Here is a 13,127-nt window from a genome sequence, read left to right as displayed (position 1 = left end):
AACCCGGCGAGAGAGGACCATGCCGCGCCACATGCGCCATGGCTTGCCGTTAGATGGCGCAAGGATTTCTCCGGGAGGACGCATGAAAACCTCGATCGCAACAGTATCGATCAGCGGGGAATTGCCGGAAAAGCTTGCCGCAATCGCCCGCGCCGGCTTCGACGGCGTCGAAATCTTCGAGAATGATTTCCTGGCCTTTGATGGCAGTCCCGCCGATGTCGGCCGGATGGTGCGGGATTTCGGCCTGGAGATCACGCTGTTCCAGCCCTTCCGCGATTTCGAGGGCATGCCGGAGCCGCATCGCAGCCGCACATTCGATCGGGCCGAACGAAAGTTCGACATCATGCAGCAGTTGGGCACCGACCTGGTCCTGGTTTGCTCGAATGTCTCGCCGGTCTCACTAGGGGGCATCGACCGGGCCGCGGCCGATTTTCATGAGCTGGGCGAACGGGCGGCGAAACGCGGCCTGAAGGTCGGCTACGAGGCGCTGGCCTGGGGTCGGCACATCAGCGACCATCGCGACGCCTGGGAGATCGTGCGCCGTGCCGACCATCCCAATATCGGCCTGATCCTCGACAGCTTCCACACGCTGTCGCGCAAGATCGACATCAAGTCGATCCGCTCTATCCCGAAGGACAAGATCTTCATCGTGCAACTGGCCGATGCGCCGCTGATCGACATGGACCTGCTCTACTGGTCCAGGCATTTTCGCAACATGCCGGGCGAGGGCGACCTGGCTGTGACGGACTTCACCGCAGCGATCGCCGCAACCGGCTATGACGGCTATTTCTCGCTGGAGATCTTCAACGACCAGTTCCGCGGCGGCTCGCCCAAGGCGATCGCGGTGGATGGCCATCGTTCGCTGATCTGGCTCGGCGACCAGGTGCGCCGCCGGCCCGAAAGCGAGAGCCTGACGGTGACGCCGATGCCGGATCGCGCCGTCGTCAAGGGTGTCGCCTTCGTGGAATTCGCCGCGGACGAGACCGATGCCGAAAACCTGATCGGCATATTGCGCATTCTCGGGTTTTCCAAGACCGCAGTCCATCGCAGCAAGAAGGTCGAAGTCTATAGCCAGAACGACATCCGTATCCTGGTGAATACCGAAAACTCCGGCTTTGCCAGCGCTTCCTATGCCGTGCATGGCACCTCGGCCTATGCCGTGGCGCTGATGGTGGATGACGCCAAGGCCGCCCGCGAGCGTGCGCTGGCGCTGGGCGGCGAGCCCTTCGTGCAGGAGCCGGGGCCAGGCGAACTGGAACTGCCCGCGATCCGCGGCGTCGGCGGCGGCCTCATTTACCTGCTGGACGAGGCGAGCGATCTCGGACGCTTTTCCGAAATCGATTTCCGTCCCGTGGAGGACGACGTTCCCGTGCAGACCACCCATCTGCGGCATGTCGACCATGTGGCCCAGACCGTGGGCTATGAGGAGATGCTGACCTGGCTGTTGTTCTACACCTCGCTGTTTGCCACCCACAAGACGCCGATGGTCGACATCATCGATCCGGCCGGGGTGGTGCGCAGCCAGGTGGTGGAGAACACCGAGGGTTCCCTCCGGATCACGCTCAACGGCGCGGAGAACCGCCGCACCCTGGCGGGCCATTTTCTGGCTGAGAAATTCGGCTCCGGCGTGCAGCACCTCGCCTTCCACACGGACGACATCTTCGCCACCGCCGAAGCGCTGAAGGCCAATGGCTTCAAGCCACTGGCGATCTCTCCCAATTATTATGGCGACGTAGAAGCCCGCTTCGGCCTTGCCCCTGAACTGACCGAGCAGCTGAAGGCGCACAACATCCTCTACGACCGCGACGATCATGGGGAATATTTCCAGCTCTACAGCCGCACCCTTGGTGAAGGCTTCTTCTTCGAAATCGTCGAGAGGCGCGGCTACAAGGGCTACGGCGCCCCCAATGCCATCTTCCGGATTGCGGCGCTGAAGAAGGAGTTGAGGCCGGAGGGCATGCCGCGGGAATAGCGGCGGAAACCAAGTCGTTTCGGGCGGACCGACCGGCTCTCCCATACTGCAACTGCGTGAGGGAAGAACCGGCCTCGGTGCCTGGGTGTTATTGCTCGGTCGGGCGCGTCAAGCTGAGACGCGGCGGCTTTTGCAGGCGGCCTATCAGGCCCTGCTGGCAAGGCGCATGGGGTTGGTCTTTTCGCGGCGTGCGCGATCCAGCGCGGCCTGGGCGCCGCGGGCGCGGGCGGTTCTGGCCCGTTCTGCAGACTTGCGGGCATCATTGTGCCAGCGGGTGATGGCGGCAAAGCCGTGCAGCGTCTGGCGCTTGGCTTCGGCAAGGCTCTCGCCTTCCAGATTGCAGGCGACGGCAATTTCCTGCCAGTCGATCTTGCCGCCATGGTGCGGCGGCATCACGCCACGGGCAACGAGCCCCAGCATGTAACAGCGGATATTCTCGTAGTCGGTAGCGGAGAAGTGGGGGGCGAGACGCTGCTCGCAGAAGGAGGAGATTTTCTTGAGGAAAACCTGGGTAGAGGCATTGGGCATTGGCATCGACATGGGCTTTACTAATCACTCTTTTCATGGCCGGCATAGGCCGGGCATGGCGAGCTAAGCGATCTGTCTTAATGAAGCCTTGATGTCCAGTGCTAATTTGCTGATATCGTTGAATTGATTTCCGCTATATGCAAACTCATGGATTGACTGTGGCCATTGCGTCGCACAGCTGTGCATCCGAAAATGGTGGCTGCGGCCAGCGCTCCAGCGCAGCGTGTCCGGCCGCCGTCAGGCCATAGATGCCCCGGTCCTGGCGCAGGAACCAGCCATAGACATTGCCTTGCAGGATCTTCGCGGCGTCCGGCGCTACAGGCCGGATATCCCTCGGCCGCACCACCCCTTGCGCCAGCGCCGCCGCGCAGATCAGCGCCTGCTGCCGATAGGCTGTCATGATCGGTGCGCGCGTGCTGCCGCCCAGCGTCGGGTCACCCGCGCGCCGGCGATGCTCCTTCAGCAGACGCGTGCGACGCTTCGGGTTCGTGCGCGGCATCGGCGAAACCGAACTGACAATGATACTGACATCGCCGGTATCGGATATGCCGAGCATGCCGATGCCCAGCCGGCGGCAGAGGTCGCGATAGCGCTTGTCGGATTCACGGCCCTTGCCCTTGGCGGAGATGCGCGCCGCGATCCACACCTCGTCGCAGATAGCGGCCCGGTCCACGGCCTGCAGGACGAGATCGAGATTGAAAGTCAGCTTCAGCTCGCAGACGACAATGACCGGCGGCTCACCCTCGATGACGCCGACGATGTCACAGCCGCCGACCTCGCCTTTGACGTCATAGCCCGCGGCCTCCAGGAAGGCTTTGACGGGCAGGTACAGCGTGGTTTCCATCGGCAGAAGGGTCAGGCCGCATTGAGATCGGCGATCTCTCCGTGGCGCGCCAAGAGCCGCGGCGCGGTCATGTCGCCGGTTTCCTCGTCCACCATCACGGCATAGGCGGCCACACCGGCGAAGCGCTCGGACATCGAGCGGGCGATCTTCTCGGCACTGATGGCATTGGAGGCCTGGCGCATTTCTCCCGGCACCAGCTTGCCGCGGTTCAGCCGATACGGCAGGACGATGAACTTTTCGGCATTGGACATGACAGCATTTCCCGATATTCTTGTTCGTGAAATGTTCTGATTTGGACCGATAAGTCAATCCATGCCTCCTGCGAATGCGATTGATTGCGCGCGCGGATCGGGGCAATAGGGTTGAGGTCGTGGATTACCCAGTGGGGAGGTCGTTTGAACAAGTTCGTTGCTTGGGGCGTATCGCTGCTATGCGCATGTCTTTGGGCCGGCACAACCGGCGCGCAGGCGTGGCAGCCGGTCGAGAAGATCGAGACCTATTCCGTCCAAGGCGAGACGGGGCTGGATCTCTTTCGCTCCATCGGCGACCACGGCCCGCAGATCGGGATGACGCGCGCCATCGCCGTCACCAACTTTAAACTGACCTGGACCCGTAAATACGAGCCCCAGCCGGATGGCCGGTGCGTGCTGACGGTCGCCAAGCCCAAGCTCATTATCACGACAACCCTGCCGAAACCCGCTGGACGCCTTCCCGGCGGGCTGGCCTCGGCCTGGCAGACTTTCATTGATGGTGTCGTGGCGCATGAAAAGGTGCATGCGCAGATGATAATCGACATGGTCAAGCAGATCGAGGCGCTCAGCATCGGCTTTTCGGCGCCCAATGATCCGAAATGCAGCCAGATCCGCAAGGATCTGACGCAGCGGCTGGGAGAGCTCTCCATGGCCCGGCAGGCCAAGAGCCGGGAGTTCGACCGTGTGGAACAGAGCGAGGGCGGCAATGTCCACCAGCTCGTCTTGCAGCTCGTCAACACGCGCTGAGGGCCTGTCGTTACTCCGCCACAAGCCCGTCGAACACCTCCAGCATGGCCTCGCTGATGGCCTGGCCCAGCGCCGCGGCGGATTTCGCCAGCGCTTCCTCGTCCATGTCGCGCGCCGCGAGCGCAAAGGCAGCACCTTCCGCCGTCACGATCTCCTGCGCGCGCTGGATGGCCCACAGCGCGAAATCCGCGCGGGTTTCGATTTCGACGGTATCCATGATGGTCCTTATAGCCGCAGACGTGGGGCGTCGTTACTTCAGCAGGGCCTGGACACGATCCAGGGCCGGCGAAAAGCCGCGAAGCGGGATGCTGAAGGCGGCCGGTTCCTTGGCGCCATCGGGCGTGGCCGAAACCTTCAGGGCCGTGCCGCCGCGCAGCGATTTCAGGCTGTTGGCATCGAAGGAGAGGTTGACCAAGCAGCCGACGGGCAGGCAGGTCCGGAAGCGCAAAGCAGCGCCGCTCGGCAGGTCATCCACCTGCAGGGTCACGCCACTGTCGATCGACAGACCAAAGGGCATTACCAGGGTACCGATCACCGTATTGCCGTCGGCGGGCGTCAGCTCGACCGCCAGCACCAATTGCCGCGTCTGCTGGTTCGCCTGCTGCTGGGAAAGCGCACAGCGCTTCTGCCCCTCGGTCACGACGCAGTTCACCATCCAGTCGTCAAAGGTCTCCTTCAGCGATGTCGCGCCGCCGGGCAGCGTCGCAGGCGCAGCCTGCGCCAGAACGGGTGAGGCGGCACCGGCAGAGAGGGCAATGAACGCCGCAGCAAAAATGGAGGCTTTCAACCGCATGACCTTTCTTATCCTGGTAAAAATAGCAGACGCTTGATGTAACTGACTGATTCTGTGCAATTGGCTGCACATTTGCCGGAAAGCCCTGGAAGGTCAACTAGAGCCTTGCGCGCACCTGCTGGCGATCCTGAGATCGAAGCCTAGTCGTCAGCCCGCAATCGCCGCGAGAATCCGCACCCAGGAGCGGATGCCCTTGTGGAAGCTCGACAGGTCGTATTTCTCGTTGGGGCTATGCACGCGGTTATCGAACCGGGCAAAGCCGACCAGCAGCGCGTCGGCGCCGAGCCGTTGCTTGAATTCGCCGATGATCGGGATCGAGCCGCCGGTGCCGGCCAGTGCTGCTTCCTTCTCCCATTCCGTCGTCAGTGCGCCCAGCGTCTTCTTCAGGAAGTCGCTTTCCAGCGGCATTGATATGGCCGGCGCCAGGCCATAGGTCTTGAAGGTGACGGAGCAATCCGCCGGGATGCGGGCGCGAACATGAGCCTGGAAGGCATCGCGGATCTTTTCCGGATCCTGGCCCGCCACCAGGCGGAAGGAAATCTTGGCCGTCGCCTTGGCCGGGATCACCGTCTTGAAGCCCTCGCCGGTATAGCCGCCGATAACGCCGTTGATCTCGCAGCTTGGCCGCGCCCAGACCTGCTCCAGGATCGAGCGGCCCATCTCGCCTGCGGGGATCGACAGGCCGACATCGGCGAGGAAACCTTTCTCATCGAAGGGCAGGCGCGCCCATTGCGCCCTTACATCCTCCGACAGTTCCGTCACGCCGTCGTAGAAACCCTCGACCGCGACGCTGCCATCCGGCCGCCGAAGGCTGGCGATTATCTCGGAGATCACCTGCAACGCATTGCGGGCGGCATTGCCGAACATGCCGGAATGCAGGTCGCGGTCCGCGCAGGTCACCTCGATTTCCTGGCTGCAGAGACCGCGCAGCATGGTCGTGATCGCCGGCGTCTCGCGGTCCCACATATCGGTGTCGCAGACATAGACGACATCGCTTTTCAGCTCGGCGGCGGACTGGTCGAGGAAGGGCGCCAGGCTGGGTGAGCCCGCCTCTTCCTCGCCCTCGAACAGGATGCTGACGCCCACCGGCAGCGAGCCGGTGACGGCCTTCCAGGCGCGGCAGGCCTCGACGAAGGTCATCATCTGGCCCTTGTCGTCGGAGGCCCCGCGGGCAACGATGGCGGTATCTCCATCAGGCAGCTTTTTCAGGGTCGGCTCGAACGGCGGGCTTTCCCACAGCGCCAGCGGATCGACAGGCTGAACGTCGTAATGGCCGTAGAACAGAATATTGGCGCCGGCCTCGCGGCGCTGATGGCCAACGACCATGGGGTGGCCTGTCGTGTCGCGCACCGAGGCATCGAAACCGATGGTGCCCAGGTCATTCGCCAGCCATTCGGCGCAGGCCCGGCAATCCGCCTTGTAGGCCGGATCGGTGGAAATGCTCTTGATGCGGATCAGGTCGTAGAGCCGGTCGAGGCTTTCAGGCAGCGTGGCATCGACATGGGCGAGAACCGCATCGATGCGGGATTGATCAATGGTCATGGAAATCGGGTCCTGGAAATGGCTTTCAATCTTCAGCAGGCAATATGCAGCATTGTTCGGCAACCGGCACCAGCACGGCGGCCGATCCCGCCTCAAGCGGTTCTCCCAGCGGGCCGTTGGCCAGGTACTCGGCGGCCCCCGCCTTGGCGCGATACTGATAGGCGCGGCCGAGATAGGTGTGGATGCCGAGCGTCACCGGCATGCCCTGGCCCTCGCGGCGCACCTGCAGGCCATCGGGTCGGGCCGCCAGCACGAAGCGATCCGGGATGGCGCCAAGCTCGTCCTGCGACAGCAACACCTCGGCGCCTTCCGCCGTGCGGGCGGTCACGCTGGCACCGTCACGAGCGGTAACCGACATCGGGATGAGGTTTTCGAAGCCGACGAAGCGGGCGACGAAGGCATTGGCCGGGCGCTGGTACAGCACTTCGGGCCGGTCGAGCTGCATGATGCGGCCGGCATGCATGATCGCCACGCGGTCGGAGATCGAAAACGCTTCTTCCTGGTCATGGGTTACATAAAGCGACGTGGTGCCATTGGCGCGCTGCAACTGGCGGATCTCGACGCGCATATCCACACGCAGCTTGGCGTCGAGGTTCGACAGCGGCTCGTCGAACATCAGGAGCGGCGGCTCGATGACGAGCGCACGCGCCAGTGCCACGCGCTGCTTCTGGCCGCCCGACAATGCGGCCGGCAGGCGATCGGAAAACTTGGCCAACCCGACGCGTTCCAGCATGCTTTCTGCCTTCTTCGCCCGCTCCTCGGTTCCCATGCCGCGCTGCTTCAGGCCGAAGGCGACGTTGTCGCGCACGGAAAGATGCGGGAAGAGCGCATAGTTCTGGAACACCAGGCCGATATTGCGGGCATAGGCCGGCAGCCGCGTCAGGTCCTTGGTCCCCAGCCGGATCTGGCCGGAGGTGGGCTCCAGGAAGCCGGCGACAAGGCGCAGCGTCGTGGTCTTGCCGCAACCGCTGGCGCCGAGCAGCGACACCAGTTCGCCGGCCTTGATGTCCAGCGACAGGTTTTTCAGCACCTCGGTCTGGCCGTAATGGGCGGTCACATTTTCGATGGTCAGCGATACGGTCACGGTGTCTCTACTTTGTCAGGAATGTCAGGCCGAGCGTCTTTTCCACGATGGCCATCACCACGACGGTGACGAACATCAGGAGCACGGAGACGGAGGCGATGGTCGGGTCGAAGAACTGTTCCATATGGGCGAGGATCTGGATCGGCAGGGTGGAAATGCCAGGACCCGTCAGGAAGACCGATATGGAGACGTCGTTAATCGAGGTGATGAAGGCGAGGATGAAGGCGGCGATGACGCCGGCGCGGATATTGGGCAGCACCACCGTGAAGAAGGTCTTCCACGGCGGGCAGCCCAGGCTGATGGCCGCTTCCTCGATGGAAAAGTCGAAGGCCGCGAGGCTCGCGCCCACCACCCGCACCGAATAGGGCAGCACCAACAGGGCATGGCCCAGCAGCAGCGTGGCATAGACGGGCACGTCCATGCCGACGGTGATCGACTTCATCAGCGAAAAGCCGATGACGATTTCCGGCACCAGGATCGGCAGCACGAATAGCGTGGACAGCCAGGACGGCAGCTGGATGCGGTAGCGGTTCAGCGCATAGGCCGCGGGCACGCCGATCAGCAGCGAAAGCAACGTTCCCGACAGCGCCAGTTGGAAGCTGGTGATGGCGGTGTTCCGGAACGCGTCGATCTCGAAGATATTGGCAAACCACTGCAGGGTCAGCCCCTGCGGCGGAAATGTCAGATAGGTGGTGTCGCTGAGCGAGGCGCCGACGATGATGATCAGCGGCGCGATCAGGATGATGAAGACCAGGACGGTGAAGGCCATGAGGGCGGGGTGGATGCGTGTCGTCATCGTCACACCGCCATCGGGTTCAGGCGCTTGGCCAGGCGCGTCATCACAAGCACCACGGCGATGGTCACGACCACCATGATGGTGGCGACCGTGGAGGCGCCCGTCCAGTCGAAGGTGACCATGGCGCGCTGGTAGAGGAAGGTGCCCATCATCATCTGTTTCTCGCCACCCAGAAGTTGCGGCGTGGCATAGGAGGTGAAGCTGCCGGTAAAGACCAGCACGGCGCCGACGATCAGGCCTGGTGTGGCGAGCGGCAGGATCACCTGGCGGAATGTCGCCAGCGGCTTGGCGCCCAGCGAAGTCGAGGCCTCGATCAGGTCCTTCGGAATGCCTTCCAGCACGCCAACCAGGGTCAGGATCATCAGCGGCACGAAGAGATAGACCATGGCGGCGATGACCGCGCCCTTGGTGTAGAGCATGGCGAAGGGCTCGGCGATCAGGCCAAGCCCGATCAGCGTCGAATTGAGAATGCCGTTCTTGCCGAGGATGATCAGCCAGGCGAAGGAGCGCACGACGACGCCGGTCAGCAGCGGGAAGACGGCGGCGATGATCAGGATGCTCTTGGCGCGACCCGGCATCTGCGCGATCACATAGGCCGCGGCAAAGCCGATCAGCACCGACAGCACCGTGGTGACGAGCGCGATCTCGATGGTGCGAAACAGCACCGCACGGCGGAAGGCACTGTTGAAGAAGGCGATATAGGGCGCAAACAGCCCCTTCGGATCGCCGAACGTGGCCAGCAGCGTGGCGCCGACGGGCAGGAGCAGGAACAGCAGCACCAGCGCAAGCCCAGGCGCCGGCAGCGTCCACAGACGCAGGTTTTTCATCGTTCACCGAACCGGCACGCCATGGCCGGCCCTTTCATTAGGCAAGGCCGGCTAGATATCGCTGGCCTTTTTAAATTGTTTAACAACCGGGTCCGGATCATCACGAACGCAGAGTTGTCTATCCATCAACAAGCCGGCTACGCTCTCCCTCTTCTCCCCAGCGGGGAGAAGTGCCGAGCCAATGCGAGGCGATGAGGGGGTCTCGCAGGCTGAACTTGCATATGTCAACGGGGGCTTCGCCGCCCCCTCATCCGACGCTACGCGCCACCTTCTCCCCGCTGGGGAGAAGAGGGACCGCCGGCGTCGCATGCCACTACGCGACAGTAATGTATCCGATCATCTTCAACACCAGGCCATTTGACGTGTACGTCGCAAGACCAGATCTCCGTGTCACCCCAGCGGGGAGAAGTGCCGAGCTTGCGAGGCGATGAGGGGGCCGCTTGCGCTGCCGTTTCCCCTCACGCCCCACCCCAACACATCACATGCCGAAGATTTCGTTCCAGCTGTCGACCCAGTCGGCCTTGGCGGCGTTGAGCTTGACGTAATCGAGGCGCTTCAGCGAGGCGATCATGTCGGCGCCATAGGTCCAGAGCTTCGCCTGGTCGGCATTCAGCTCGACCTTGGTGGAAACAGGCGCGTCGACGCCCTGTTCGGCCTGGATCTGCTGGATGTCCTTGGACAGGACGAAATTGATGAACTGGTGGGCGAGCTCGACATTTTCGGAGCCCTTGGGGATGTTCACCGTGTTGAGCGTGGCAATGTCGCCGTCCTTCAGGGCGGCCCAGGTCATGGTCGGCACGGCCTTCTGCATGGAAGCCAGCGTGAAGTCCTGCGCGATCGAGACCTTGGCTTCGCCTGTTGAAATCAGGTTCACCAGTTCCGAGCCGGTATTGTAGTTCTTGACGACGTTGTCCTTGAGCTTGGCGACGGCTTCGAATGCCTTTTCGCTGTCGGCATAGGCGTCGACGCCGGCATGGGCGGCAGCCTGCAGAACGACCATCGGGCCGGCTGTCGTCGTGATGCCCGGCAGCGAGATGGAAGCCTTCAGGTCTTCGCGCCACAGGTCGGCCCAGGAGGTGATGGGCGGGTTGACCTTGGCGGAGTCGTAAACGATGCCGACGCGGCCGATGGTGTAGGCCGGGCCGTAATTGCCCTGCGGCGCCTGGGCGAGATCGTAGAGTTCCGAAACATTCGGGATCTTGGCGCGGTCGACTTCCTGGAACAGGCCTTCCTCGATGCCGAGCTGCGAGAAGCTGTCGGTCAGGTAGATGACGTCGACGCCCTTGCCATCGCGCAGCTTGAGCTTGTTCAGGCGGTCGGCATTGTTGCCGGTCTCGAACACGATCTCGCAGCCGCAGATCTTCTTGAAGGGCTCGATGATGTTGGCGTTCAGCTTCTCGCCGTTATAGCCCCACCAGGAGATGGTCAGCGTCTTGGACTGCGCCTGCGCCGTCGAGTGGGCGGCAAGTCCGGCAACCAGGGCAAGGCCGACGAGCGGCAGGTTGAAAATCATCTTCATCGTGGAAAATCCTTCTTTCCGAAACGGGTCGAGCCCAAGCCACCGGCCGATGCTCACGGGCGGGAAGTCTATTCCTGCCTAATAAAAACTCAAGCCGAATAACTAGGCAAAAGATCGTGTTTAACGGTCGTCCACACCTGAAAAACCAATGTTTTGCCCCGGCGACAATTGAAGCGTGTGCGGCGCAACTTGAAGCTTAAAATATTGACGCTTGTCAGGGCTGACGATCACCACACCACGGGATGGGTCTCACCTGTCTGCACGTTGACGAAGCCTTCAGGCGCGTGCTCGCTCGGCGCCACCAGCACCCAGCGCCAGGGGGCGCAGGTCAGCGTGGCGAAGGCCAGCCGCTCGGGAAAGCCCGGGAACCAGCGCGGGCTGAAGGTCGGCTCATACATCCATTCGATCTTGTCTGCCTCGGCATAGAGCGCCTGCATCTCCTCATGCAGCGCCTCGGCCGGGCGGCGGCTCATCAGCCCGGCAATCTCATAGCGCACGCGGGCAACGACCGCGCCGTCACGCACCAGCGCCCAGCCGCCGTCATTGTCGGCCACGGCATTCACCGCCGTCGCCATGGCCTCGTCGCAGGAGCCGACGCACCAGATATTGTGCTTGTCATGGGCCATGGAGCAGGCAACCGCCGTCTTTGGCGTGCGCGGCCCCGTGCCGAGCCAGAACATCCTGGAGACCGCAGCCTTGCCGGAAAAGCGGTCGATGATGGAAAACTTGGTGATGTTGCGGCTCCCGTCCCGCTGCACCAGCCCGTTATCCACAGGCAGTTCGAAGGTCAGGAAATCGTCGGCCCAGTGGAAGGGCCGCAGCACCGCGGCCTGCATCGTCTGGCGGCCGGGAGCAGCCTTGATCTCGAAATCGGCCGCCGTCAGCGCCCGGCCGATATTGATGGTCTTCGTCGCCCATTCCGGCCAGTCGATCTGCGGAATTTCAGGCAGGTAGGTCTTGCCCTCGGAGACCTGTTTTCCATCCGCCCAGACCTTGGCGATCTCGAAGCGTTGCAGATCCGAAAGCAGAACGATGTCGGCATAGCGGCCCGGGGCGATGGCGCCGACCCAGGGGGTCAGGCGCATATGGCGCGCCGGATTGATCGTCACGCACTGGATGGCGATTTCCGGCGCCAGGCCGTTTTCGATCGCCAGCCGCACATTGTGATCCGTGGCGCCGAGCTTCAGCGTGTCGGACGCGCTGCGGTCGTCGGTTGTAAAGGCGATCTGCGACCAGTCCTGAAGTCCCCGCTCCAGCAATCCGGCAAGCACTTCGGGCATGCTGTGCGGCCGCAGTTCCATGAACAGGCCGTGGCTCAGCTTGTCCCAAAATTCCTGCACCGTCCAGGCTTCGTGGTCAGACGCAAGCCCGGCGGCAGCAAAAGCATTGATCGTCGCCATGTCGCGGATGCCGGCGGCATGACCTTCCACCACGCCGCGCTGCTCAAAGGTGGCGCGGATCATGCCCCAGAGCCGCTGATATGATGGATTTTCCGGGTTCCACACCGCCGGCCAGTCCATCACCTCGTCCAGGCCCGCGACCATCAGGCTCTCCTTCAGGAAAGCGCGCTGCTCGTCATAGCCGAGATAACCGCCGCCATGCTCGTAGCCTGTTGGCGGCACGGCGGAGCCGGGCAGGGGGAAGATCTTGAGCGGCGAGCCGGCGGCCCGCGCCTTCAGCCAGAAATCGAGCGTGCGGCCGCCATTGACGTTGGAAAACTCGTGGCTCGCCTCGCAGGTCCAGGTATTGCCGCGCGGCAGCACCAGCGCCGCCTCGTATTCCGGCGTCAGATGCGAGCTTTCGATATGCTTGTGGACTTCGCCGAGCCCGGGAACCGCCATCAGGTCGGGCTCGTGCACGCGGTGCCCCACTTCGCCCGGATAGCTGCCGGCCGGTCCGACATAGGCGATGCGCCGGCCCTTCATCACGATTTCCTGATCTTCCGTCCAGGTGCGGGTGGCGACATCAAGCAGGCGCCCGACCCGGAGCGCCGTATCCGCCGGCCGTTTGCCCAGCGCGACCAGCGTCAGGTCCTGGCGGATCTGTGTTTCGGTGGCGGCGTCAAGGCTGGTGTCGTCGGGAAGCTGGGTCACGGTGCAGGCTTTCGTCAAGGCAGGGATCGTGAGGGGAGGAAATCGGCTTGTTGCGCTGCAAAGTCAATCGTTCAAAGGGATGTGAGCAACTCGGAACATTCGCGGTTTGCTGCCGTTGTCCCTGCATGTTC

The 13,127-nt window shown here is 63.0% G+C and carries 13 protein-coding genes; 2 read left to right on the top strand and 11 right to left on the bottom strand.

Annotation, left to right across the window (positions count from 1 at the left end; genetic code table 11):
• Nucleotides 1-82 precede the first annotated feature (82 nt).
• Nucleotides 83-1,972, top strand: coding sequence for a bifunctional sugar phosphate isomerase/epimerase/4-hydroxyphenylpyruvate dioxygenase family protein (locus B9A97_RS17235; protein WP_084366601.1), 1,890 nt, complete (start codon nucleotides 83-85; stop codon nucleotides 1,970-1,972).
• Nucleotides 1,973-2,116: 144 nt separating this feature from the next.
• On the opposite strand, the gene B9A97_RS17230 is transcribed toward B9A97_RS17235, so the two are convergent.
• The 3 genes from B9A97_RS17230 to B9A97_RS17220 all read right to left on the bottom strand — a co-directional run bounded on the left by B9A97_RS17230 (nucleotide 2,117) and on the right by B9A97_RS17220 (nucleotide 3,595).
• Nucleotides 2,117-2,512 (bottom strand): hypothetical protein, encoded by a 396-nt coding sequence (locus tag B9A97_RS17230; RefSeq protein WP_084366600.1) that lies wholly within the window; start codon nucleotides 2,510-2,512, stop codon nucleotides 2,117-2,119.
• A gap of 133 nt (nucleotides 2,513-2,645) precedes the next feature.
• Nucleotides 2,646-3,344, bottom strand: a complete 699-nt coding sequence (locus tag B9A97_RS17225; RefSeq protein WP_084366599.1) for a DUF2161 domain-containing phosphodiesterase — start codon at nucleotides 3,342-3,344, stop codon at nucleotides 2,646-2,648.
• A gap of 11 nt (nucleotides 3,345-3,355) precedes the next feature.
• On the bottom strand, nucleotides 3,356-3,595 hold the full coding sequence (locus B9A97_RS17220) for a hypothetical protein (protein ID WP_084366598.1): 240 nt from the start codon (nucleotides 3,593-3,595) through the stop codon (nucleotides 3,356-3,358).
• 144 nt (nucleotides 3,596-3,739) lie between these two features.
• On the opposite strand from B9A97_RS17220, the gene B9A97_RS17215 reads away from it, so the two are divergent.
• Nucleotides 3,740-4,342, top strand: coding sequence for a DUF922 domain-containing Zn-dependent protease (locus tag B9A97_RS17215; protein WP_084366597.1), 603 nt, complete (start codon nucleotides 3,740-3,742; stop codon nucleotides 4,340-4,342).
• 10 nt (nucleotides 4,343-4,352) lie between these two features.
• On the opposite strand, the gene B9A97_RS17210 is transcribed toward B9A97_RS17215, so the two are convergent.
• From B9A97_RS17210 to B9A97_RS17175, 8 genes are all read right to left on the bottom strand, one after another.
• Nucleotides 4,353-4,559 (bottom strand): hypothetical protein, encoded by a 207-nt coding sequence (locus tag B9A97_RS17210; protein ID WP_084366596.1) that lies wholly within the window; start codon nucleotides 4,557-4,559, stop codon nucleotides 4,353-4,355.
• A gap of 33 nt (nucleotides 4,560-4,592) precedes the next feature.
• A complete protein-coding gene (locus B9A97_RS17205; protein WP_084366595.1) occupies nucleotides 4,593-5,135 on the bottom strand; it encodes an invasion associated locus B family protein in 543 nt (180 codons plus the stop codon).
• 147 nt (nucleotides 5,136-5,282) lie between these two features.
• Entirely contained in the window at nucleotides 5,283-6,683 is a 1,401-nt protein-coding gene (locus tag B9A97_RS17200; RefSeq protein WP_179145326.1) for a dipeptidase, read from the bottom strand.
• A gap of 19 nt (nucleotides 6,684-6,702) precedes the next feature.
• Entirely contained in the window at nucleotides 6,703-7,761 is a 1,059-nt protein-coding gene (locus tag B9A97_RS17195; RefSeq protein ID WP_084366594.1) for an ABC transporter ATP-binding protein, read from the bottom strand.
• A gap of 7 nt (nucleotides 7,762-7,768) precedes the next feature.
• The gene (locus B9A97_RS17190; RefSeq protein ID WP_084366593.1) at nucleotides 7,769-8,557 is read right to left on the bottom strand and encodes an ABC transporter permease; all 789 of its coding nucleotides are present in this window, start codon (nucleotides 8,555-8,557) and stop codon (nucleotides 7,769-7,771) included.
• A gap of 2 nt (nucleotides 8,558-8,559) precedes the next feature.
• A complete protein-coding gene (locus tag B9A97_RS17185) occupies nucleotides 8,560-9,384 on the bottom strand; it encodes an ABC transporter permease (RefSeq protein WP_084366592.1) in 825 nt (274 codons plus the stop codon).
• Nucleotides 9,385-9,862: 478 nt separating this feature from the next.
• Nucleotides 9,863-10,903 carry an ABC transporter substrate-binding protein gene (locus tag B9A97_RS17180; protein WP_084366591.1) on the bottom strand — a complete coding sequence of 347 codons (1,041 nt, stop codon included), beginning with the start codon at nucleotides 10,901-10,903 and terminating at the stop codon, nucleotides 9,863-9,865.
• Nucleotides 10,904-11,130: 227 nt separating this feature from the next.
• Nucleotides 11,131-13,014, bottom strand: a complete 1,884-nt coding sequence (locus B9A97_RS17175; RefSeq protein WP_244564268.1) for an adenine deaminase — start codon at nucleotides 13,012-13,014, stop codon at nucleotides 11,131-11,133.
• Nucleotides 13,015-13,127: the final 113 nt, after the last annotated feature.

The organism is Rhizobium sp. RU36D (assembly GCF_900176345.1).
In the GTDB taxonomy this organism is placed as follows: Bacteria; Pseudomonadota; Alphaproteobacteria; order Rhizobiales; family Rhizobiaceae; genus Allorhizobium.
Note: the sequence above shows the minus strand (reverse complement) of the source record. Positions and strands in the feature narration are given on the sequence as shown.

Bases quoted from the DNA above. Each gene is read 5' to 3' on its own strand.
- B9A97_RS17235 (WP_084366601.1), top strand. From the start codon at position 83: ATGAAAACCTCGATCGCAACAGTATCGATCAGCGGGGAATTGCCGGAA.
- B9A97_RS17230 (WP_084366600.1), bottom strand. From the start codon at position 2,512: ATGTCGATGCCAATGCCCAATGCCTCTACCCAGGTTTTCCTCAAGAAA.
- B9A97_RS17225 (WP_084366599.1), bottom strand. From the start codon at position 3,344: ATGGAAACCACGCTGTACCTGCCCGTCAAAGCCTTCCTGGAGGCCGCG.
- B9A97_RS17220 (WP_084366598.1), bottom strand. From the start codon at position 3,595: ATGTCCAATGCCGAAAAGTTCATCGTCCTGCCGTATCGGCTGAACCGC.
- B9A97_RS17210 (WP_084366596.1), bottom strand. From the start codon at position 4,559: ATGGATACCGTCGAAATCGAAACCCGCGCGGATTTCGCGCTGTGGGCC.
- B9A97_RS17205 (WP_084366595.1), bottom strand. From the start codon at position 5,135: ATGCGGTTGAAAGCCTCCATTTTTGCTGCGGCGTTCATTGCCCTCTCT.
- B9A97_RS17190 (WP_084366593.1), bottom strand. From the start codon at position 8,557: ATGACGACACGCATCCACCCCGCCCTCATGGCCTTCACCGTCCTGGTC.
- B9A97_RS17185 (WP_084366592.1), bottom strand. From the start codon at position 9,384: ATGAAAAACCTGCGTCTGTGGACGCTGCCGGCGCCTGGGCTTGCGCTG.
- B9A97_RS17180 (WP_084366591.1), bottom strand. From the start codon at position 10,903: ATGAAGATGATTTTCAACCTGCCGCTCGTCGGCCTTGCCCTGGTTGCC.